The 21,553-nt window shown below is 45.1% G+C and carries 19 protein-coding genes and 1 tRNA gene; 2 read left to right on the top strand and 18 right to left on the bottom strand.

Going from position 1 to position 21,553, the window contains the following annotated elements; all coding sequences use genetic code 11:
* Nucleotides 1-63 precede the first annotated feature (63 nt).
* Nucleotides 64-1,074 (bottom strand): type I glyceraldehyde-3-phosphate dehydrogenase, encoded by a 1,011-nt coding sequence (gene gap, locus MHH86_RS00905; RefSeq protein ID WP_076317019.1) that lies wholly within the window; start codon nucleotides 1,072-1,074, stop codon nucleotides 64-66.
* A 113-nt stretch (nucleotides 1,075-1,187) separates the two neighbouring features.
* Nucleotides 1,188-2,240 (bottom strand): sugar-binding domain-containing protein, encoded by a 1,053-nt coding sequence (locus MHH86_RS00900; RefSeq protein WP_036687118.1) that lies wholly within the window; start codon nucleotides 2,238-2,240, stop codon nucleotides 1,188-1,190.
* 268 nt (nucleotides 2,241-2,508) lie between these two features.
* Between MHH86_RS00900 and MHH86_RS00895 the strand changes: the two genes are divergently transcribed.
* Nucleotides 2,509-2,583: transfer RNA gene (locus tag MHH86_RS00895), tRNA-Arg, on the top strand.
* A 193-nt stretch (nucleotides 2,584-2,776) separates the two neighbouring features.
* Nucleotides 2,777-3,373, top strand: a complete 597-nt coding sequence (clpP, locus tag MHH86_RS00890; protein ID WP_036687113.1) for an ATP-dependent Clp endopeptidase proteolytic subunit ClpP — start codon at nucleotides 2,777-2,779, stop codon at nucleotides 3,371-3,373.
* Between the two features lie 89 nt (nucleotides 3,374-3,462).
* Here clpP and MHH86_RS00885 read toward each other — a convergent pair whose 3' ends face one another.
* The 16 genes from MHH86_RS00885 to MHH86_RS00810 all read right to left on the bottom strand — a co-directional run bounded on the left by MHH86_RS00885 (nucleotide 3,463) and on the right by MHH86_RS00810 (nucleotide 21,361).
* Nucleotides 3,463-4,101: a GDSL-type esterase/lipase family protein gene (locus MHH86_RS00885; RefSeq protein WP_076317018.1), complete on the bottom strand. Its 639-nt coding sequence runs from the start codon at nucleotides 4,099-4,101 to the stop codon at nucleotides 3,463-3,465.
* A 111-nt stretch (nucleotides 4,102-4,212) separates the two neighbouring features.
* Nucleotides 4,213-5,316 carry a DUF4163 domain-containing protein gene (locus MHH86_RS00880; RefSeq protein ID WP_076224844.1) on the bottom strand — a complete coding sequence of 368 codons (1,104 nt, stop codon included), beginning with the start codon at nucleotides 5,314-5,316 and terminating at the stop codon, nucleotides 4,213-4,215.
* 126 nt (nucleotides 5,317-5,442) lie between these two features.
* Complete coding sequence (locus MHH86_RS00875; RefSeq protein WP_076147709.1) at nucleotides 5,443-6,198, bottom strand: SIMPL domain-containing protein; 756 nt, start codon at nucleotides 6,196-6,198, stop codon at nucleotides 5,443-5,445.
* Nucleotides 6,199-6,366: 168 nt separating this feature from the next.
* Nucleotides 6,367-6,636: an HPr family phosphocarrier protein gene (locus MHH86_RS00870; RefSeq protein WP_036687106.1), complete on the bottom strand. Its 270-nt coding sequence runs from the start codon at nucleotides 6,634-6,636 to the stop codon at nucleotides 6,367-6,369.
* A 97-nt stretch (nucleotides 6,637-6,733) separates the two neighbouring features.
* On the bottom strand, nucleotides 6,734-7,663 hold the full coding sequence (whiA, locus tag MHH86_RS00865) for a DNA-binding protein WhiA (RefSeq protein WP_036687104.1): 930 nt from the start codon (nucleotides 7,661-7,663) through the stop codon (nucleotides 6,734-6,736).
* 45 nt (nucleotides 7,664-7,708) lie between these two features.
* Nucleotides 7,709-8,656 carry a YvcK family protein gene (locus MHH86_RS00860; protein ID WP_169744815.1) on the bottom strand — a complete coding sequence of 316 codons (948 nt, stop codon included), beginning with the start codon at nucleotides 8,654-8,656 and terminating at the stop codon, nucleotides 7,709-7,711.
* Between the two features lie 54 nt (nucleotides 8,657-8,710).
* Entirely contained in the window at nucleotides 8,711-9,610 is a 900-nt protein-coding gene (gene rapZ, locus MHH86_RS00855) for an RNase adapter RapZ (RefSeq protein WP_036687099.1), read from the bottom strand.
* Between the two features lie 46 nt (nucleotides 9,611-9,656).
* Nucleotides 9,657-10,607, bottom strand: coding sequence for an ROK family glucokinase (locus MHH86_RS00850; RefSeq protein WP_036687097.1), 951 nt, complete (start codon nucleotides 10,605-10,607; stop codon nucleotides 9,657-9,659).
* 209 nt (nucleotides 10,608-10,816) lie between these two features.
* Nucleotides 10,817-12,076 carry a DUF438 domain-containing protein gene (locus MHH86_RS00845; protein ID WP_076317017.1) on the bottom strand — a complete coding sequence of 420 codons (1,260 nt, stop codon included), beginning with the start codon at nucleotides 12,074-12,076 and terminating at the stop codon, nucleotides 10,817-10,819.
* A gap of 15 nt (nucleotides 12,077-12,091) precedes the next feature.
* A complete protein-coding gene (locus tag MHH86_RS00840; RefSeq protein WP_036687092.1) occupies nucleotides 12,092-12,316 on the bottom strand; it encodes a DUF1858 domain-containing protein in 225 nt (74 codons plus the stop codon).
* A gap of 208 nt (nucleotides 12,317-12,524) precedes the next feature.
* Nucleotides 12,525-14,015 carry an altronate dehydratase family protein gene (locus MHH86_RS00835; protein WP_036687136.1) on the bottom strand — a complete coding sequence of 497 codons (1,491 nt, stop codon included), beginning with the start codon at nucleotides 14,013-14,015 and terminating at the stop codon, nucleotides 12,525-12,527.
* A gap of 33 nt (nucleotides 14,016-14,048) precedes the next feature.
* Complete coding sequence (locus MHH86_RS00830; RefSeq protein ID WP_076147711.1) at nucleotides 14,049-15,518, bottom strand: tagaturonate reductase; 1,470 nt, start codon at nucleotides 15,516-15,518, stop codon at nucleotides 14,049-14,051.
* A 157-nt stretch (nucleotides 15,519-15,675) separates the two neighbouring features.
* Nucleotides 15,676-16,680: a LacI family DNA-binding transcriptional regulator gene (locus MHH86_RS00825; protein ID WP_076147713.1), complete on the bottom strand. Its 1,005-nt coding sequence runs from the start codon at nucleotides 16,678-16,680 to the stop codon at nucleotides 15,676-15,678.
* Between the two features lie 57 nt (nucleotides 16,681-16,737).
* Nucleotides 16,738-18,165 carry a glucuronate isomerase gene (gene uxaC, locus MHH86_RS00820; protein ID WP_038568112.1) on the bottom strand — a complete coding sequence of 476 codons (1,428 nt, stop codon included), beginning with the start codon at nucleotides 18,163-18,165 and terminating at the stop codon, nucleotides 16,738-16,740.
* Nucleotides 18,166-18,516: 351 nt separating this feature from the next.
* Entirely contained in the window at nucleotides 18,517-19,470 is a 954-nt protein-coding gene (gene trxB, locus MHH86_RS00815) for a thioredoxin-disulfide reductase (protein WP_036687084.1), read from the bottom strand.
* 151 nt (nucleotides 19,471-19,621) lie between these two features.
* Entirely contained in the window at nucleotides 19,622-21,361 is a 1,740-nt protein-coding gene (locus MHH86_RS00810; RefSeq protein WP_051491491.1) for a tetratricopeptide repeat protein, read from the bottom strand.
* Nucleotides 21,362-21,553 lie beyond the last annotated feature (192 nt).

Here is a 21,553-nt window from a genome sequence, read left to right as displayed (position 1 = left end):
TAGAAAGAGCGGAAACAAGGAATTTCTGTTTCCGCTCTATAGATGTTGCTTATATCAAGTCAATTACTTAGCGATTTTAGCGAATTTCTCCAAAGTACGAACCAATTGTGCAGTGTAGGACATTTCATTGTCATACCAAGCAACAGTTTTAACCAGTTGTTTGTCGCCAACAGTCAATACTTTAGTTTGTGTAGCATCGAACAGGGATCCGAAAGTCATACCTTTGATGTCAGAAGATACGATTTCATCTTCAGTGTAACCATAAGTGTCTGGATCGGAAGCTGCTTTCATTGCTGCGTTGATTTCTTCAACAGTAACGCTCTTACCAAGAACAGTTACAAGCTCAGTCAGGGAACCAGTTGCAACTGGAACACGTTGAGCTGCACCATCCAATTTACCTTTAAGTTCTGGAATAACCAGACCGATTGCTTTAGCAGCACCAGTAGTGTTAGGAATGATGTTCTCAGCTGCTGCACGAGCGCGTCTGAAGTCACCTTTAGCATGTGGAGCATCCAAAGTGTTTTGGTCGCCAGTGTAAGCATGAATTGTAGTCATCAAGCCTTCAACGATACCGAACTTGTCGTTCAGTACTTTTGCCATTGGAGCTAGGCAGTTAGTTGTGCAAGATGCGCCGGAAATAACAGTCTCAGTACCATCAAGAATGTCATCGTTAACGTTGTAAACGACAGTTTTCATGTCGCCAGTAGCTGGAGCGGAGATAACTACTTTCTTAGCTCCACCTTTCAAGTGTTTTTCAGCTGCTTCTTTAGTTGTGAAGAAACCTGTGCACTCAAGTACGATATCAACGCCTAGGTCGCCCCATGGCAATTCTTCAGGGTTGCGGTTAGCAAGAACCTTAACTTCTTTACCATTGACTTTGAAGAAGCCATCATGCACTTCAACATCACCTTGGAATTTACCTTGAGTTGTATCATATTTAAGCAAATGAGCAAGCATCTTAGCGTCAGTCAAATCGTTGATTGCTACCACTTCGATACCTTCTACATTTTGAATACGGCGGAAAGCAAGGCGTCCAATACGTCCAAAACCGTTAATTCCAACTTTTACACTCATTGAATAGTTCCTCCTAGAATTCGTTTTATTTATTCAAAACAGACGGTGAGGTCTGTCATGACAACAATGTTAAGTATGATGCAAGAAGTATGTTATTGCCTGCAATCTAAAAACTACGAAGATAGCTGTAGTTGATTGTCAATTTCCTTGCCTATTTCTACTGCGGCAGCCTCGTCCGTGACGAGAATATTCTCCTGCCCGAAACGCAGCATGGCATGAATGGCTTTGGCCTTGGGTTTGCCTCCTGCAATACCGATGACTTTCTCTGTCCGAATAATATCTTCTAGACGTAGACCCATCGTAAGCATGGTATGGACAACCTGACCCTCTTCATTGAAATAATAGCCAAAAGATTCGGCCACTGCCCCTTCACCCTGGATTTCCGAGACTGTAGCCTCGTCCAGTTTGCGGCGGCGGGTCATTTCAATGGCATCCCCAATCCCATGTACAATAATACGCGAACTGCGGATGGTTTGTACAATCTCTCCAATATTAGAGTCAAGTGCCAGCGATTGGTATGCATCCCCACTAAGCAAATCAGGGACATGCAACAACCGGTAGTTGGCTCCAACCCGCTTTGCCATTGTTGAGGCAATCGTGTTGGCTTGAATCTCCATACTCTCTCCTAATCCTCCACGCGCCGGAACAAACCAAGCGTTCTTATAGGAAAGGGACAACGGCGGTGTCAGTTGATCAGCCATATCGGCAAGCGTCGATCCACCTGTGACGGCAACTGTATCATCTGCGCGAAGTATACTCAGCAGCGCTTTCGCACCCGCCCGGCCAAGCTCTCGTTTGGTGAACGGCGATGACTCACAATCACCCGGTACTACAATAACTTTATCCAGACCATACGTTGCTCGAATTTTCTCTTCCAGCTCATCCAGACCAAATAGGCTCTTAACAACCGGCTCTAGCAAATCAAGCAGTCTACGTCCAGCAGCGCTAATGCGCATGCCAACACTCTCGATCTCAATAAGCCCTTGCGATTTCAGAAGATCCGTCTCGGCACGCAGTACCCGCTCAGTCATATCTAGCGAAGCGGCTAGCGTTCTGCGCCCAATAATATCGGACAGCATGATCTGATGAAGAATCGTGTACCGTCTCTTAAGGGTTTCCATGAGATCAGGCAGAAGCTGCTTTTGGATATCTAATAAATTACGCATACTTTCACTCCTGCAACTTCGTCTTCCTCTATTCCCTTGTTCATGGTCTCAAAACGTCCCGGGTAAACTTTTTAAGTCCCACCCATATTCTAACCAAATATTGCTCGAAGCGCAAGTCTTCCGAGAGTAGAATTCTCAAGCACTTGTCTTCTTATACATTAATAAGGTCAGAAAAAGATATAGCGCCCGATGCCTGCCCCTAGAGCGCTTGTCCAGTATTAATATTACATTGCAATTGTGTAAAAATTGTATTATAATCATTTTTGTTGCGCCCGTGGTCCAATGGATATGACGTAGGCCTCCGAAGCCTGAGATCCAAGTTCGATTCTTGGCGGGCGCGCCATTAATTTCATTTTTGCACATAATTTAGTAGTGCCTATACTACTACTTAACCAAAGAGCCGCTTGTCGGCTCTTTTTTTTGAATATAAGTTTGACTTTCTTTGACTTTTTGTTTGAATTTGTTTATCATGTGGGTAATACGGCAAGAGTAAAAATGAATACATTTGAAGAACCAATATCAAGGAGGTTTTCCACGTGAGTTATATTCCTATGGTAGTAGAACAGAGCAACCGCGGCGAGCGCGCTTATGACATCTATTCCCGCCTGCTGAAGGACCGCATCATTTTCCTTGGAACGGAGGTTAATGACGTGGTAGCCAATTCTATCATCGCACAAATGCTGTTCTTGGCTGCCGAAGATCCTGACAAGGACATTCACCTTTACGTGAATAGCCCAGGCGGTTCCATTACTGCAGGTATGGCTATTTTTGATACAATGCAGTACATTAAACCAGACGTTTCCACCATCTGTGTGGGTATGGCAGCTTCCATGGGAGCTTTCCTGCTAAACGCTGGCGCCAAAGGCAAACGCTTCGCACTGCCTAACAGCGAGATCATGATCCACCAGCCTCTGGGTGGTGCTCAAGGTCAAGCAACGGACATTGAAATCCGTGCCCGCCGCATCCTCAAATTGCGCGATAAGCTGAACCGTATTCTAGCAGAACGTACGGGTCAACCTCTAGAACGTATTGAGAAGGATACAGATCGCGACTACTTCATGACTGCTGCAGACGCGGCTGAATACGGTATCGTAGATAAAGTAATCGAGAAGACATTGCCTAGCGGTGTGTAAGCTATAAAGTAAAAATATAAAGAGGCTGTGCCCTAACCATAACGGATAGGGCACAGCCTCTTTATATTTTATAGAAGACCTAAATCCAATCAATTCAGCCCTCCATAACCTAGTGCATCCAGCTTCTCGGCAATTACGCGATAACCCCGGCCATTCGGATGCAAATGATCAATGGATAACAGCCCTCTCTCATTTCCTGCGAACTCACTGTAAATCGAAGCAAATCCACATACTAGGCTGCTGTACTGTGCTGCGTATTGATTAAACTGTCTGACCCATTCTGTCGCACCAACCACCTGAGGATAGGGATTATATAATCCCACAATTCTAATGATAAAAGGTCTACGCGTCCTCGCCTTCAATTGTATAAGGATATTCATAATTGCAGAGAAATTTTGTTTGCATTCCTGAAGCGATCTGCGCAGTTGTGCGGATAAGTCCCCTTGCTGTCTTGCTGCTGATTTGGCCGCGTGAATCAAATCATTACCACCGATAGACACAGTGATGATATCGGCTTCTCGAACGGCCTCACGCATCATGGAATTTCCGCGCAGCCGCTGCTCCAGCTCTGAAGTAGTCATTCCGTTCACGCCTAAATTCGTAGAGGCTACAGTAGTCCGCAGTCTCCCTTCTGCCATTCTACGGTACACCGGAACAAAACCGTTACCTGGCAGAGCACCAAATCCAGTCGTCAAGGAATCGCCAATTGCAGTATATTGGTAGCCCATAGCTCTCCCCCGTTCATAAACTAGTTACTCCCTTTAGCATATGAACTAGAGACAACTCCGGTAAGGGGGAGATGCCTTGTGCTGACATTAGCGGAGACGAGGTATCTCCATTTATTTCATGCCAGCAAACGGGCTACTGCCATCCGACAAAAGCTCTTTGAAACTAAAGGTATACTCAGGGAAGCCTGCAGCATACGCTGTGTACTCATATAATTGGAAGAACAGAACAACCTTGTCATCCTTCAGATAGAAATATTTCTCCGTATTCAATCCGTTGAATCCTCCCAAATAACTATCCTCTGCCTTCAGCAGCTTGCTCAACTTAGCATTCAGCTGTTTTTTGTAGTTTGGATTAGCTCCAAACAGGTCGCCCAACAATAGACGTTTACCATCTTTAAGCGAGAAGGTGAATGCCTCACGGTTAGTCATTCCATGAGCGCCGCCCGTATCACTATACTGATGCATCACTATGCTGATCACACCATTCTGATTGTAGGTCACTACATAACCTGAATCATAGGTGTATTTGGGCTCTGCTCCATCTCGATCGGAGATATCCTGTTCTGCACCCGCCGCGAATTTCATAACACTTTCCTTCAAAGTATTATTAATAGCTTGTTGCGCACTGGAATTGCCCAATCCACTGATCTTCGGATAATCAAGCTGAATAAAAGCTTCTGTCCGATCTTTAGCATAAGTTTCCGTGGTTACCGTCAGCGCGTTCTGCGGTCTGTTCACCACATTCAGCTTACTGGCGGCCCGACTCCAATCTACCTTATAACCCATATAATCATTTAACAAACCTGATGGAACGTAGAGGCGATTATTAATTAACTTCCCTTCATACTCTCGAATGAAATAGTTATTCACCCACACAGAAGTACCGTAACTGGATAACATCAACTTCGCCTTGGCCGATCCTTTTCCAATCATGTATGCATTTTCCTTCTTATCATACGCAAGCGGTAATCCCAACACATCTCGCATAAAAGTTATGGGAATCCAGGCCTGTCCTTCCTTCAAAATACCTTCCTGTAACGAATTTATCCCGTTTGCCTTTAAAACGATACGCGAATCAATAGCTTTATTCTCCGTTTTACTAGCTGCTGCATAACCCGTTTCGCTGGGCAGCAGACCTCCACCAAACAATAAACCTGCCGACATCAGACCTATGCCCCATTTGCGTACTGATTCTTTTGAAATAATATTCATCATCTTATTTTTCCTCTCCTTTCCAATTTATTAAACAGAATCGTAGAGAACTTACACAAAAAAAGAGGCGCCCCCCACTATTACTAGTGGAAGATCACCTCTCCTCTCTGCATTCACCTTGTTCTGATACTATTTCAATTCATACATTACGCTTAGCTGAGTTGTAACTTTAACTACACCAGGTTGCACGGATGTACTTGCACCAGCATCTGCTGCAGCCATATTCATTTTTAGATTCTGTTCAAAATAAACCGGAGTGATATCGCCATCATTTTGGCTGACCGTGATCACTTGACCCAAGCTGCGTTTAGCTGCCTTAGCAATAGCCCCTGCTTTAACATCTGCATTCGCCATCGCTTTTTCAATCACCTGAGCTTCAAATGCAGAAGTATCTTCCACAGAAAAACGTGCATTTCCGATATTATTCGCCCCTGCCGCAGATGCAGCGTCCAGCAATTCACCAACCTTAGTCAGATCTCTATAAGACACTAACAGCGTATGATTGGCGTTGTATCCCTTCACTTGCTGTCCTTCTTTTTCGCTGTAACTATAATTGGGTTGCACATAAAACTGCGTGCTTTGAATATCTTTATCTGCAATTTTCCAAGTATTCTTTAGTAAAGTCATAATCTTCTGAATTTTAGCGGCATTGGTCTTCTGCGCTTCTTGCGCAGTTGTGGCCGTAGTATCCACACCGATGGTCAAGTATACGATATCCGGCTTGAGGGACAATTCGCCTTTACCTACTACACTAACGACATTTTTCTGCACTTCATCTGCGTAAGCCTTTTCAGGACCTTGGAAAACACCACTCATGCTGATCCCTCCAATTAACAAGCTCCCTACGATCATCACTGAACCAATTTTCTTCAATAAACCTTTCATATTTGCCAGCCCCTTTCATTTCTTGTGATTTGTTATTATCCTCTAGACGAGTCATTTTGGTAAATGTTGCACGTCTCAATCTATTTTTTGGTATTAAAAAAAGCCCCGAAGGGCTTTTGGTCATGCGATAAATAAAGTCTTCCTAGCAGAAACGATGTTGTCTTCCTATTATTGGTTCTCAAGCTCTTCTTTGCTGACCAGACTTGTCAAAGCGTTTACAGCTTGATCGGCATCCGCACCGTCCGCGCTAATGTAAATCTCCGTGCCGGAACTGATAGCGAGGCTCATAATCCCCATAATACTTTTAGCATTTACTTTTTTATCATCTTTTTCCACGAAAATCTCCGACGAAAACTTGTTAGCTTCTTGCACAAACAATGCTGCCGGTCGGGCATGAAGCCCTGTCTTCAACCGAACAACTACCGGGTGCTTTGTCATGAAACGCTTACCCCCTAATTGAGTTCTCCCCAAAAGTTTCACATTAATTTTATATTATTATATCATTATAACGTAAACCACACTAGAAAAAAAGTAATTAGCCGCCTCGAACCTTGTCCGCCAGCTCATCAATCTTACGAAGCCGATGATTTACTCCCGACTTACTGACTGTACCTTTGAGCATTTCACCAACCTCCTTGAGGTTGATATCTGGATGCGCCATTCGAATTTCTGCTACTTCACGCAGTTTATCCGGCAAATTCTCCAGTCCCATTTCTCGCTGCAACAGCTTGATATTCTCAATCTGCCGCACCGCAGCACTTATTGTTTTGTTGAGATTTGCGGTCTCGCAGTTCACGATCCGATTCACGGAATTACGCATATCGCGCATAATTCTTACATCCTCAAATTTGAACAACGCCTGATGCGCTCCAATCAAACTTAAGAATTCAATGATCTTCTCGCCTTCTTTAATGTAAAGAATGAATCCTTTTTTACGTTCAATACAGCGTGCATTTAAGTGGAATTCCCCAGCCAGATCCACTAATGCTTTACAATGTTCCTCATACATCGAGGAAATCTCCAAATGGTAGGAGGAGCCTTCCGGATTATTAACCGATCCGCCAGCCAGAAAGGCACCACGCAAATAAGCACGCTTGCAGCAGTTATTCCCAACAATCTCATCATCAATACCATCGGTAAAAATAAATCCTTCCGACACAATTCTAAGATCCTTTAGGATCTCTTGTACACGGTTTGGAATTCTGACGATATAGACGTTATTTTTCTTCAAACGCATTTTTTTACGCACGAGTAGCTCAATATGGACCTGGTAATATTTCTTAAGTAAAGAATATACCCGCCTTGCAATCGCGGCGTTCTCCGTCGAAATGTCGAGAATAACCTTTTTGCTTGAAAGCTGCACAGATCCATTCATACGGATAAGCGCTGACATTTCCGCCTTCTCGCAGCAGGGTTCACTCTCCACCATCGTCAGCTCTTTTTTGGTAAGGGCCGCAAAAGACAAGGGTCTCACCTCTTTCTTGATAAGTACTTCATTCTCATCTATAAGTTATACCCTAGGGTTTCTGTTTATCCAATCCTGCACAAGCTGATAAATGTGATGGCTAAGCTTATCGGTATCATGTCTCAAATAAGTTCGGAATAAAACCAGTTTATCGGCTATAACCTTGTATCCATTGCCATCCAGCGCTTCTTTATCAAGCTGCACCGGGCGCGCGCCCTTCTCGGCGTATTTCGTCTGGACCTGTTCCGGAATCTCACCGTCATTAACAATAACATAATCGAATAAATCGATCCCGATATGATCATATACAGCTTGAAGATGATCGCTGACGGTATAGTTATCCGTTTCACCCGGCTGAGTCATTACGTTGCAGACGAAAATTTTGATAGCATTCGAAGATACAACCGCTTCTGCCAGTTTCGGAACAAGCAGGTTGGGAAGAATGCTCGTATACAGACTGCCAGGACCCAGCAGGATCGCATCTGCATTCCGAATCGCCTCAAGCGCTTCGGGCAACGGTTCTACATCTGGCGGCTCCAAAGACACTCGTCTGATGATCCCGCCAGCTTCAGGGATTTTGGACTCCCCTGTGATAATCGTGCCGTCCGACATTTCTGCATGCAGGATTACAGCTTCACCGGCCGCAGGCAATACCCGGCCGCGAACAGCGAATAATCTACTGAGCTCCCGAACAGCCGTAACGAAATCGCCGGATATATCCGTGAGCGCAGCAAGAATCAAGTTGCCGAGACTATGACCAGCTAGTCCCTCACCCGTGTTGAAACGGTATCTCATAATCTCTGCCATGAGCGGCTCAACATCAGCCATAGCTGTCAATACGTTGCGGATGTCCCCAGGAGGAGGCATTTGCAGTTCACTGCGTAAAATACCAGAGCTTCCCCCATCATCGGCAACGGTAACAATAGCAGTAATATCTAATGGCTTCTCTTTTAAACCACGAAGCATGACAGATAACCCCGTGCCACCGCCCATAACGACGATACGTGGACGCTGTCTTTGTTCTTCAGCCACTATGACCCCTTCTCTCTAGTGCCGATCACGCTCGGAATCCCTATGACTAACGGTTACGGATTCCGTCTCGCTAACGCCCAGCATTTTACCCAAATACTCGGATATGGCTACGGAACGGTGTTTACCTCCCGTACAGCCAATGCCAATGATAATCTGGGACTTACCTTCCTTACGATATTGCGGAATTAGAAAATGAAGCATATCGAGCAGTTTGGTCAGGAACACCTGTGTTTCAGGCCACTTCATTACATAATCGTAGACTTCACTATCCTGGCCGGTTTTAGGCCGCAGATGGTCCACATAATGTGGGTTAGGCAAGAAGCGGACATCGAAGACAAGATCTGCATCAATAGGAATACCGTACTTAAATCCGAAGGATGTAATATTGACGGAAAGCGTACTTTTTCCTAGATGCGAAAACCGTGAAATGATCTTCTCCTTAAGCTGCACAGGCTTCATACTGCTGGTATCTAAACATAACGTAGCTGAATTTTTCAATTCTTCAAGCATCTTACGTTCTAGCTTGATACCATCAAGCGGCAGCCCCTTAGGTGCTAATGGATGATGACGTCGACTTTCCTTGTAACGCTGAACAAGTACTGAATCTGTAGCATCCAAAAACAAGATCTCACAGCCAATGGTTGACTCATCCTTGATATAGGCAAGAGACTCAGACAAAGCAGTGAAGAATTCTCGACCACGCAGGTCAATTACAAGGGCTACCTTGGCAATCTTACCCTTCGACTGTTCAATTAGCTCTGCGAACTTGGGAATCAGCACCGGTGGTAAATTATCGACACAGAAGAACCCTAGGTCTTCCAGACTCTGTACAGCAATTGTCTTCCCCGCACCTGACATTCCCGTAATAATAATCAGGGTGGCTCCAGCCGTTGGGGTATTGTCCAATTCGGTCATAAAAGCGTCCCCTCCCTAGATTTAGTATATGAATACTTCCCGTCTTTTAAGAACGCAGCAAAAGGCCGGCAGCCCCAACAATACCTGCGTCATTGCCAAGCTCAGCTGGAATAATCGAAACACCAGTTTGAAGCGGAGCCGGTGTCAATTTCGCAAACACACGACGAACCTCATCAAATAGAATATCTCCAGCCTTAGACACACCGCCGCCAACGATAAATACTTCAGGGTTAAGCACAGCCGCCACAGAAGCCATGGATTTACCCAGATAGTACGCTGCACGATTCACTATACGGATAGCTACTTCATCGCCAGCCTTAGCCGCATCAAAAACTTCTTTCGCAGCAATCTTCTCTACCATAGAGAGGGAAGTACGATCGCCACGAGCTACTGCATCATTAGCCATGCGGATAATACCTGTAGCGGAGGAAACGGTTTCCAGACAGCCCATGTTGCCACAGCCGCATTGAATAGCTTCCAGATCCGGCACTACTGTGATATGTCCAAGCTCACCAGCTAGTCCCGCAAAACCTTGATAAATCTTTCCATTAATAATGATTCCGCCACCGACACCTGTTCCAAGCGTATAGCAGACACAGTTATCAACGCCACGTCCCGCACCACTCCAAGCTTCCCCCAGTGCAGCCACATTCGCATCATTGTCTATTTTGACAGGCTTGTTCCAACGATCTTCCAAAATGGAACGGATCGGCACATCTCTAAATCCTATGTTAGGCGCAAGGATGATGATTCCTTCACGAATATTTGTGAACCCGGCTACACCCGCTCCTACACCTGCAAGCTGATCCCAAGAGTACGGGGAATCCTCCACAATTTGGCGTACATACTTCTCGATATTATCGATAACAGTATCGACACCCTCTGCAGTTCCTGTAGGTCCCTCATAAGTATGTAGCAGGGTACCTTCAGCATTACAGATTCCAACCTTAATTGCAGTTCCACCCAAATCCACGCCAACGTAGATATTCTCAGACATGTAACAAGCCACCTTTTTTTATACTAAAATAGTTAATCCTAAGTACCAACTATAATAGAAGCCCTCTCTGTGGTCAAGGAAAGACAACACACCCGGGAATTCCTTATTTTAAGAGTATACTCTATTATATTCTAAAAAGACCCCCTTACACCTAAGTAAGAGAGTCTTGTACCTATATTATTATCTGGAAAATAACCCAACGTACCGATTTATTCTGATAAAATGCGCTTTTGTCCCTCTAGTGCTCGGATTGGAGCGATATTCTGTGTGAACTCTAGCGTGCCCATATATTGGCCTGACTCGTCTCGTACAGCGAAGTAACGGATGTAGATAAACTTATCCTTGATGTTGATCCAGAAGTCTTCAGCATCCTTACGACCTGCCTTAAAGTCTTCCAAAAGCTTCTCTACCACATGAACACTTTGCGGGGGATGACAGTTCTGTACTGTACGGCCGATAACCGCTTTAGTTCGAGCAAAGATACGTTCCTTCCCGTGTGAAAAATATCGAACGACATCATTCTCATCAATGAAGGTTAGATCTACAGGCAGATGGTTGAGTACGGTCTCGAGCTGATGCAGTGACAACAACCCTGTCTCAAAACGGATGAACCCGCCTTGCGGCGTCGCTCCTTCTGTTTCTTCCGGCACTGCGCCTTCCGGATCTGCAGCCCGCTCAGGGATCCACTCCTGCTCTGGTGCGGTTAGGCAGAACCCGATCTCATCGCTCTCCCGGGCGATTTTGACCCATTCATCTTCCGTCAGTTTGTCCAGGGCCATGGGCAGTAGAATATTTTCCTCCTTAAAGATCATTTCATTAACTTCCTTGATGATCTCCTCAAGCTGAACGCCTATTTCTGCTGCGTTTCCGCTATAAGTGCTGAGCACTGCTTTTGCCTCTTTAATCATACGGCGGATATTATCATCCACTCCCCACATTACCTTGGTTGGGCCATAAATGCCGTATTTTTCGAGGTATGGGAACAGCAGATTTTCTTTTCGGCTATAGTGCTTATCAAGATCCAGCAGCAAGCTAAGATCCTCCAACAACTTGAAGATCAATTCCTCACTATCGTTCTTTTGAAACTTTGTTGCGTGCAGATCCATGCGGAAGTTAACAAGTCTTTCGATCTCACGATTCTCCAATTTGAAGGTGTGTACTGGATGGCCTGGCTGCTCCTCGGGCTTAGACGAGCGGTGAATCTGCTCAATAGAGCCTTTAAAGATGGCTGTATGCACCGAACAAAGACGTTGGACCTCGGATACCGAAATTCCTTCTTCGGTCATTAATGAATGCTCCATCGCGGAAATCTCCGCTACGGTAACATCACCCACAGCTTCGGCGAACCGCGCCTTAACCTCTTCTACACTTTTGCCTGCATGCAGCTCTTTAATAATTTCCTTAAGCATAGCCTGGCGACGAGTCTGTTCCGGCACATCAACTTCACGGTTGTTAATTAGTTCGCTCATATTAACACTCCTTTATTAAATAATCTCGAAACCATGACGTTCAAAAGTTAGCTTCACGTGCTCGAGATCCATTTTCTTCAGCTTAATTCCTTTGGATAAGGTCATGAAACGGCCAGCGGTCTGCAGCATGCCAGGCTTGGCAATATCCTTAAAGCCCAGCTCTACCATAATCTCGATGACCTCCGGATGCCGTGATACCATCTCGAATATAGATTCATCCAAACTCAGCACTTTTTCCATTTGACTCTTCTCCTTTATGTGAGAACTATTCTCAATAAAAGATTAGCACAGGCCGTACAGGACCATTGTGATTGCAATCACTAATTTCCAAGAATGCAATTATCGTTCTTTTAAAGACGAATTATGTATGCTTTGAACCTAAAAAAAACTGTCCCCTACGCTTAAAAAGCATAAGAGACAGCCTGATCTGTCATTAATTAATTATTTATTATAGCGTTACTCCTGTTTTGAATATGGAGATCTCACGGAAATTATTCTTTTCATTATTAACCCATTCACCGCTGGCCACCGAAATAATATAGTTTATGAAGCTGCGCAGGACCTCATCTGGAGAACCATCTTCCACCAATACACCTGCATTAAAATCGATCCAGTGACGTTTGCCTTCATACAATGGGGTATTGGTAGATACCTTCATCGTTGGCACGAATGTACCAAATGGTGTTCCCCGCCCGGTCGTAAAGATCACCAATTGGCAGCCAGCAGCAGCCAGTGCAGAGGAAGCCACTAGATCATTGCCAGGTGCGTTAAGGAGATTTAAGCCTTTGTTAGTGATAAGCTCTCCATACTTGAGTACATCCATCACTGTAGCGTTCCCGGATTTTTGAGTACAACCCAATGATTTATCCTCAAGCGTAGTAATCCCTCCGGCTTTATTCCCTGGAGAAGGATTTTCATATACCGGCTGTTTATAGTCCATAAAATACTGCTTAAAGTCATTAATGAGATCGACAATTTTGTGGAAAATATTTTCGTCCGCAGCACGTTCCATTAGAATTTTTTCGGCACCGAACATTTCAGGTACTTCAGTCAGTACAGTGGTCCCGCCTTGAGCAGCCATATAATCAGACAGACGTCCAAGGAGCGGATTCGCAGTAATACCGGATAACCCGTCGGAGCCTCCACATTTCAGACCGATTTTCAGCTCAGAGAGTGATACCTCTTCCCTTTGATCGCCTTGGACATTATTATAGATTTCCTTCAGCAGCTTCACGCCTTCTTCAATCTCATTCCCAACCTCCTGGGAGACAAGGAAACGCACACGATCCTCATCATAACTGCCAAGCATATCTTTAAAAATATGCAAATTGTTATTCTCACAGCCCAATCCGAGCACAAGCACGCCGCCCGCATTCGGGTGTTTAACCGCGTTAGCCAGTATCGTACGTGTATTGTCATGATCATCGCCCAGCTGGGAGCAACCGTAGTTATGCTTAAGCACGAGCACGTTATCGAAAGGTGCGATATCCCCAACCTCTGCTTTGAAAATATTGATGATCTGCTCCGCCACTCCATTCACACAACCAACAGTAGGGACGATCCACAGCTCATTGCGGATACCTACAGATCCATCAAAGCGGCGATACCCCTTAAAGGTCAAATTCTCCGCTGCAAAAGGATTCGGCGTCAGCTTCTGCTCAAAGGTATATTCCTCTACCCCTGTTAGGTTTGTCTTAGTGTTATGGGTATGCACCCACTGCCCCGGCGCGATAGACGCTATAGCATGACCAATGGGGTAACCATATTTCAATACGTTTTCACCTTCGCTAATGCTGGACAGTGCAATTTTATGGCCTCTAGCGATATCTTCAGTAATTTTAATCTCTTTTGAACCAATCACAATGGTGTCGCCTGCTTTATAGTCTTTAAGTGCAACAGCGACATTATCAGCCTCATTAATCTGCAATACTTCTTTCATCGTCTTGATCATATCATTGTCACCTCCAGGGTATTAGTTGTGTGCCGGTCTCTTCACGAACGCTTTTAAGGCTTGCTTCATGCCATTTTTCTCAATCGCAATCAGTCCTTCTGTCACCTTGTCAGTAAGTCCAGCCACTTCATTCAGATCACAGCCCCAGCGATTGGTTGCGGCAAGTACTTCGACGGCCAGTGCGCGCAGCCCGGTGTCTGTGCCATCCCATCCTCCCCATAAGGAGGCGAACCATTCCAAAATATCCGCATCATCAGCCAGTTGAATGTTTTCTTCCCCTCTGCGTCCTCTATAGAAGGCAATTAATGCGCTTAATGAGAAGACGAGCTTTTCAGGCAATTGTCCTTTGGCCTCTACATATTGCAGTAAAGAAGGCAGATCTCTTGTCTTAAACTTCGATATAGAATTAAGGGAAATGCTCATCAAGTAATGCTGCACATAAGGGTTCAGGAATCTTTCTAATACCGCGTCTGCAAAAGAATTCAATTCTTCTGCCGGCAGATCCAGCGTTGGAATAATTTCATCATAGATTAAAGACTTCACGTACGCCCCAACCTCTTCGTGCTCAATGGCCTCAGCAACCGTATCAATACCGTACAAATACGCTACTGGTGTCATAGCTGTATGAGCTCCGTTTAAAATCCTCACTTTTCGAGTGCGATAAGGGGCCATATCATCCACCACCAGCACATTAAGACCTGCTAGTTCAGCCGGGAACTCCTCTTTAATCCACTGCGGTCCTTCAATCACCCAAAGATGGAATTGCTCGCCGACAACGACCAGCTTATCCTCATAACCCAACTCTTCTGTAATCTCGGCAATGCTGTCTCTTGGATAACCGGGAACAATGCGGTCCACCAGACTGCAGCAGAAGGTATTAGCTTCATTCAACCAGTTCACAAAACCTTCTCCAAGATTCCACAGCTCAGCATATTTCAAAATAACCTTTTTGAGCTCATCACCATTCCGGTCAATCAGCTCACATGGAATGATGATAAAACCTTTAGAAGCATCCCCATTAAAAATTTGATAACGTTTGTACAATAAGGCCGTCAGCTTGCCCGGGAAACTACTCTGCGGCGTATCGGTTAACTTGTCGCCGGCTTCAAAAGCAATTCCCGCTTCAGTAGTATTAGACACGATAAAGCGCAGCTCAGGGTTCTCAGCCAGCTTCATATACTCCTCATGCTGTGAATAGGGATTAAGCGTCCGCGTAATACAATTAATTACCTCGTGCTCTTTTACAGCCGCTCCGTCTTTAATGCCTTGCAGATAAAGGGTATACAGCCCATTCTGATCATTTAGCATTTCCGCCAGTCCGTTAGCCAGCGGCTGTACAACAACCACTCCACCATTGAAATCCGTTTTTTGATTCATGGTATGAATCTGCCAATCTACAAAAGCGCGCATGAAATTGCCTTCGCCAAATTGTAGGACCTTCTCAGGATACTGCTTGTAAGCTGTCCAATTATCGCTATTTAATCTTTTCATATAAACGCCTCCTAATAGTAAATGCACACGATAAACTAATTAAACAAACTATATAAAATCATATTTATATTGATAATTAATTAAATATATGCACACGTGAAAATTTTAGATAGCAACCCTTTACGATAGTAAAGTATTAGGCTGCTATGCGCAGCCTCTACTTCTGCAACTTCCTGACTGATTCTCTGGCAATAAGCTCTGTCTCGATCGAGATCCGCCCGTCTTTTTCTGAGGGCTCCTTGACCAAGCTTAACAGCTGGCGAGCGCCTTGCTCACTAATCTTCTCAATAGGACGTTTGACCGTGGTGAGTGAAGGATTGGCAAAAAGTGAAAACCCAATGTCGTCAAAACCAACAACAGAGATATCATTTGGCACCTGCAGCCCTCGCTCAAACACACCTTTCATAGCCCCAATCGCCATATCATCATTGGAGCAAAATACAGCAGTTGGTGGTTTCTCGAGATCCAGTAGCTTGCCCATCGCCTCATATCCACTTTGCATATCATAATTACCACTTATCATGTAGTCATTACGAACAGGGATATTATGGTCAATCAAAGCTTTTATAAAGCCATCTCTGCGTTCCTGTGTGGATTTAAAGCCCTCGACACCTTCAATAATTGCAATGTCTTGATGCCCGTTTTCGATCAGGTATTTGCCTGCATTATAAGCACCTTCCCGGTCGTTCGAGATGATGTTAATAATGGAGCGGTCATCAATTTGCCGGTTCAGCACAACGATTGGAATGCCTTGCTGGACAACATGGTAAATGAATTTATTATCTGCTTCACTCTGGCTCATTAGAATAATTCCATCAAAACGTTTGCGATGAATAGAGGAATATTCCGCATAATCGTCGATCCCACGGATGAACAGATTGTACTCTACATCTATGACACTATTTACACCACGAATCGTGTCAGAGAAGAAACCCGAAGTTGTGCCGTTGGCAATACTCGTGAAGAACAGACCAATGGTATAGGATCGCTGCATCACAAGGCTTTTGGCATTGTAATTAGGGACGTAGCCCACTTGCGCAGCGATCTCGGCAATTTTTTTACGTGTGACCTCTTTAATTAGTGGACTATTGTTAAGTGCTCTCGATACAGTTGTATGCGATACATTCGCCAATTTGGCGATATCCTTGATTGTAGGTGCCATGGGTCAACCTTCCTTATCAAACGGGTTTGGCTCTTCCATGTAAGGATATCATAACGATTACCTAGTCACCAATGCCTGTTTCGAGAAATTAAAATAATGATCAGCGTTATTGTAACAGATGTTCTCAATCATACTGCCCAGTAACTCCATATCATCCGGGGCTTCTCCAGCCTCTACCCAAGAGCCTACCAGATCACACAAGATTCTTCTAAAGTACTCATGTCTGGTATACGATAAAAAGCTTCTGGAGTCTGTTAACATCCCAACAAATTGGCTAAGTACGCCTAGATTAGCAAGTGTCTTCATCTGTTCCAGCATGCCGTCTTTATTGTCGTTGTACCACCATGCGGTTCCGAATTGAATCTTGCCTGGAATACCACCGCCCTGGAAGCTGCCCATTAAACTGGCAATAACATGATTATCATTAGGGTTCAGTGAGTACAAAATGGTCTTAGGCAATGCATTCTCACGATCCAGCGCATCGAGCAGACCCGCCAAAGGCTTAGCAATCACGCCGTCATTGATGGAATCATAACCCGTGTCAGGTCCGAGACGTCCGAACATTACGCTGTTGTTATTCCGAAGCGCATGAATATGGAATTGCATCGCCCAACCCAGCTCGTTATACAATTTGCCGAGGAATACTAGCGTGAATCCTTTATATTTCTTTTCTTCACTCTCACTTACAGTGCCTTCATGAAGTGCTTTAGCAAATATAGCTGTAGCTTCCTCCAAGGTAGTAGGCTCAAACATTACCGCATCCAAAGCATGGTCAGATACACGGCCGCTTCTGGCATGGAAGAATCTAACTCTGCTCTCCAATGCTGCAAGAAACTGTCCGTAATTCTCAACAGCCATTCCCGAAACTTCGCTTAGCTGGGCTACCCACGGCTGGAAGGTAGGACGGTTGATTTCAAGCGCTTTATCTGGCCGGAATCCCGGCACAACGCTAGCATTGAACCCACTCACATTACTGATTTTCTCATGATATTCTAGATTATCTACAGGATCATCGGTAGTACAAACCGTAGTCACCTTCGATTTAATGATCAAATCTCTTGCTCCGAATCCTTCACTTTGTAGCTGTCTATTCACTTCATCCCAAATTTTTGGTGCGTTAGCTTCATTCAGCAACTCATATACACCGAAGAAACGTTGCAGCTCCAGATGCGTCCAATGGTATAGCGGATTCCCGATAATCATCGGAACCGTTCTAGCCCAGGCCATAAATTTATCATAATCACTGGCATCGCCAGTAATGAATTTCTCTTCTATACCGTTAGCGCGCATCACTCTCCATTTATAATGGTCGCCATACAGCCAAGCTTCGGTAATATTGTTGAACGTTTTGTTCTCATAAATTTCTTTTGGACTGAGGTGGCAATGATAATCGATAATGGGCATGTCTTTCGCATGATTATGAAATAGCTTAATTGCGGTCTCGCTCGACAATAGAAAGTTCTCATCCATGAATTTTTTACTCATGAGGTTTGCTGCTCTCCTTTAAGTTCGAATGGGAGTTACACAAAGTTTAACGTGAACATTAATTTAATCAGTTGATTTCCCAATAAATATTTTAAACTTAAAATCATTGCTTGTAATAGGTATTAATATAAATTGTTCACGTTAACATTATATCTTCATTGTAAACGTATTTTTAAAATGCGCAAGTCTTTTTATAAGGACATTGTTACAGTTATTTTAACTTCTGAGCGGTAATAAATAAACAACATATTTAATTTCCGGACACGGCCCCACCATTATAAAAAAAGCAGGCAACCTTTTAGAAAAAGGATAACCTGCTTATATGTCATCGGACTACGATTTCTCGCAAAATTAACTATCCAGTGTTTCGCTCCAGTCATGCACCATCGTGCCCTCTAGGTACTTCTCGGCATCCATTGCTGCCATACAGCCAGATCCGGCTGCAGAAATTGCCTGACGATAACGGGTATCCTGCACGTCGCCACAAGCGAATACGCCCGGGATGTTCGTTTCTGTCGTTCCAGGGTTGACCACAATGTAGCCGTTGGTATCGGTCGTAATTTGTCCCCCTAAAAATCCGGTGTTCGGCGTGTGCCCGATCGCGACAAACACTCCGTCCGCTTCGATGAGTTCATCAATTCCCGTCTCATTGTTGCGAACCGTCAGCCCTTTAACGCCAGACTCGTCGGTTGTAACCTCAAGCGGTGTACGGTTAAGAGCCCACGATACCTTACTGTTATCCCGTGCGCGAGCCTGCATAATCTTCGAAGCTCTAAGCTCATCACGACGGTGAACCAATGTTACATTGGAAGCGAATCGGGTTAAAAAGCTGGCTTCCTCCATCGCTGAATCTCCACCACCGACGACAATAATCTTTTTGCCACGGAAAAAGAATCCGTCACAAGTAGCACAAGTGCTGACCCCACGGCCCACATTCTCCTGCTCCCCGGGGATTCCTAAATATCTGGCAGATGCGCCGGTTGAGATGATCACTGACTCCGCTTCTAATACTCCCAATCCATCTACAGTCACTTTAAATGGACGCTGTGAAAAATCAACTGAATCCACCCAGCCATTCTTAAATTCAGCTCCAAAACGTTCAGCCTGCTTGCGCATGTTGTCCATTAAATCCGGGCCTAGAATTCCTTCAGGAAAGCCTGGGAAGTTCTCGACTTCTGTTGTCGTTGTCAGTTGTCCACCTGGTTGCATACCTTCAATCACAAGTGGGTTTAGGTTGGCACGTGCCAAATAAATTGCAGCAGTAAGCCCGGCTGGGCCTGTTCCGATTACAATCGTTTTGTACATAACAGTGGCCTCCTCACAATAGGGTTTATTTAGAAGAAACGGGCCCTTTTTTGGCATGCATAGCCGCCTTCGGTGCCCCTATAAGGAACATTAGCGTTTACGCAAGACATATAAAAAGGGCTCCGTTTCTACGAAATACTACATGATCGTTTTAGATATTCTCGGTAAATGGCGGAAGACTGTCGCTCACACTTCCCTCGAAACTACATTCCTCATCTATGCGCCGAGCATAACGACTGACCATAGATACAGAAACATTGTAACGCTGAGCTACTTCACGGTAGGTGACCGGCAGGTTATGCGTTTTAGCAATTAGATATTCTAAGGCAGCACACCAGCCATTCGCATGACGGATAAACGGAATATCCGGATAAAGGCTGCTCAGAAATTGCTTCCAAAGTAATTCAGCATCTTTTTTATGGATTGCATCATATCTTCGATCCATCATACTAAGGGTCTGATCGATAACTTTCTGCCAATCCTCTCTCCATTCCGGCAGTCCCTTCAGACGCGGGGAAGAGGTTTCTTTGACTTCCTGAAGCACATTCTCTTCAGGAACACTTCCAATCAGCCGCTGCAGACTAAGAAGTGCCGCTTCTTGCAGCTTTTCTTCCTGCAAGGGCTGCTGCTTCAGAAGTCCTTGCAGAATTTCGGACATCTCTTCATCTTCAATCCACCGCAGAGCTTCTGTAACCTGAAGCTTCGTATTGGCATCCCCGTAGCGGAGCGCCCAGAAGAAGGAAGAGCGAAGCAGCGGATTGTTCCGTACCTCTTCGGTAAAGCTGCCCTTGTTGTCCTTCCACAGCTTCAGCTGCTCCTGAAAAGGAAGCTGATAGTTGTAGCTGACCAGCGACAGCGTTTTGCCTTCCCCCTGCGCCTGCTGCAGCTGAGCTAGAAAAAATCTCGGCACAGCCGATTCCGGATCGAGCTTAGCCGCCTTCTGCCAGCAGCGCTGGGCTTCTGTATACAGGCCACTATTGCTGGCAGCAGCCGCACAATAATGATAGAGACTGGCGTCGCCACCGACCTCTTCATCCTTCAACAGACGTCTAAAATGGCCATAGGCGGTTCTATGGCGTCCCAGAATCCCCATGGTGGTGGCCATTTTGAACAGATGCTCCTGATGAAACGGAATAGTGGTCTCCAGAAGGCGTAACAATCCATCCAGTTGCCCGCGGTCGCCTTCATACTGAAGGAAGATCGCTAAGTTACAGAGTGCATGCAGATTCCCGGAGTCCTGCTCCAGCACCCGCATAATACATTCCTTAGCTTTGGTAAAACGACCCATGTAAAAATACGCTAGGGCTAGGTTGTTATGTGCCGCCAGGAAGTCAGGCGTATTGCTCACAATCTCTTCAAGCAAAGTGACGGCTTGTGTAAACTTGCCCTCCTCCAACAGTGCTCGGGCTCGCTCATGCTCTATTACACCTTCCCGGCTTCTAATCCGGATAAGTGGAGCAGGACGGTCCAGCTCATATTGCAGCAGCTCCATCAATTCTTCCGATTCGGCCAGAAATTCACCGTTCACATCTTCTTCGAGATAAGTGACGAGTGAGCGTTCTGCCTCCTCATAGCTTTCCATATTGGCGAAGTTGTTAGCCATATAGAAATAACATTCCGTCATTGCCGGATCAATATTCTCCAGTACATGGGTTAAAATGTCATTGGACGCTTCATAATTACCCATTTCTGATAATACGCCAGCCACGTTGCAATGATTGACCGGATTCTCCGGCTCGTACTCTACAGCTTTGCGAAAATTCTTTAATGCCTTATCATATTGAAAGCGATCCAAGGACCGAACGGCTCTTTCAAAGAAAAAATTGGCATTCAGAGTTACAGGAATCACATTATCATTCCCCAGTTCATACTCTGAAGTTCTCTCAATCATGGAAGCAAGGCACCTCCCTTATAAGAAGCTTCCTTATACTAACGAAAAATAGGAGGGCGGCGCCCTATGGGGTATGCCGGAGCTCCATCCTTAATCGCTATTCCGTTCCCTTATTGGGCGCGGGTATCTCCACACAGTATACCACATGTGACAGCGAGAATCTCAAGTTGAGAAAGACTCTACCACTCTGCT

The sequence above is a fragment of the Paenibacillus sp. FSL F4-0097 genome (assembly GCF_038593125.1).
In the GTDB taxonomy this organism is placed as follows: Bacteria; Bacillota; Bacilli; order Paenibacillales; family Paenibacillaceae; genus Paenibacillus_AQ; species Paenibacillus_AQ odorifer.
The sequence above is the reverse complement of the archived record's forward strand: the minus strand, read 5'-3'. Positions and strand labels throughout refer to the sequence as shown.

What these genes read in the sequence shown, in the direction of transcription:
- gap (WP_076317019.1), bottom strand. Translation starts at nt 1,074, where the DNA reads ATGAGTGTAAAAGTTGGAATTAACGGTTTTGGACGTATTGGACGCCTT.
- MHH86_RS00900 (WP_036687118.1), bottom strand. Translation starts at nt 2,240, where the DNA reads ATGCGTAATTTATTAGATATCCAAAAGCAGCTTCTGCCTGATCTCATG.
- MHH86_RS00885 (WP_076317018.1), bottom strand. Translation starts at nt 4,101, where the DNA reads ATGGGCTACCAATATACTGCAATTGGCGATTCCTTGACGACTGGATTT.
- MHH86_RS00880 (WP_076224844.1), bottom strand. Translation starts at nt 5,316, where the DNA reads ATGATGAATATTATTTCAAAAGAATCAGTACGCAAATGGGGCATAGGT.
- MHH86_RS00875 (WP_076147709.1), bottom strand. Translation starts at nt 6,198, where the DNA reads ATGAAAGGTTTATTGAAGAAAATTGGTTCAGTGATGATCGTAGGGAGC.
- MHH86_RS00870 (WP_036687106.1), bottom strand. Translation starts at nt 6,636, where the DNA reads ATGACAAAGCACCCGGTAGTTGTTCGGTTGAAGACAGGGCTTCATGCC.
- MHH86_RS00860 (WP_169744815.1), bottom strand. Translation starts at nt 8,656, where the DNA reads ATGGGCGGTGGCACGGGGTTATCTGTCATGCTTCGTGGTTTAAAAGAG.
- rapZ (WP_036687099.1), bottom strand. Translation starts at nt 9,610, where the DNA reads ATGACCGAATTGGACAATACCCCAACGGCTGGAGCCACCCTGATTATT.
- MHH86_RS00850 (WP_036687097.1), bottom strand. Translation starts at nt 10,607, where the DNA reads ATGTCTGAGAATATCTACGTTGGCGTGGATTTGGGTGGAACTGCAATT.
- MHH86_RS00845 (WP_076317017.1), bottom strand. Translation starts at nt 12,076, where the DNA reads ATGAGCGAACTAATTAACAACCGTGAAGTTGATGTGCCGGAACAGACT.
- MHH86_RS00840 (WP_036687092.1), bottom strand. Translation starts at nt 12,316, where the DNA reads ATGGAAAAAGTGCTGAGTTTGGATGAATCTATATTCGAGATGGTATCA.
- MHH86_RS00835 (WP_036687136.1), bottom strand. Translation starts at nt 14,015, where the DNA reads ATGAAAGAAGTATTGCAGATTAATGAGGCTGATAATGTCGCTGTTGCA.
- MHH86_RS00830 (WP_076147711.1), bottom strand. Translation starts at nt 15,518, where the DNA reads ATGAAAAGATTAAATAGCGATAATTGGACAGCTTACAAGCAGTATCCT.
- MHH86_RS00825 (WP_076147713.1), bottom strand. Translation starts at nt 16,680, where the DNA reads ATGGCACCTACAATCAAGGATATCGCCAAATTGGCGAATGTATCGCAT.
- uxaC (WP_038568112.1), bottom strand. Translation starts at nt 18,165, where the DNA reads ATGAGTAAAAAATTCATGGATGAGAACTTTCTATTGTCGAGCGAGACC.
- trxB (WP_036687084.1), bottom strand. Translation starts at nt 19,470, where the DNA reads ATGTACAAAACGATTGTAATCGGAACAGGCCCAGCCGGGCTTACTGCT.
- MHH86_RS00810 (WP_051491491.1), bottom strand. Translation starts at nt 21,361, where the DNA reads ATGATTGAGAGAACTTCAGAGTATGAACTGGGGAATGATAATGTGATT.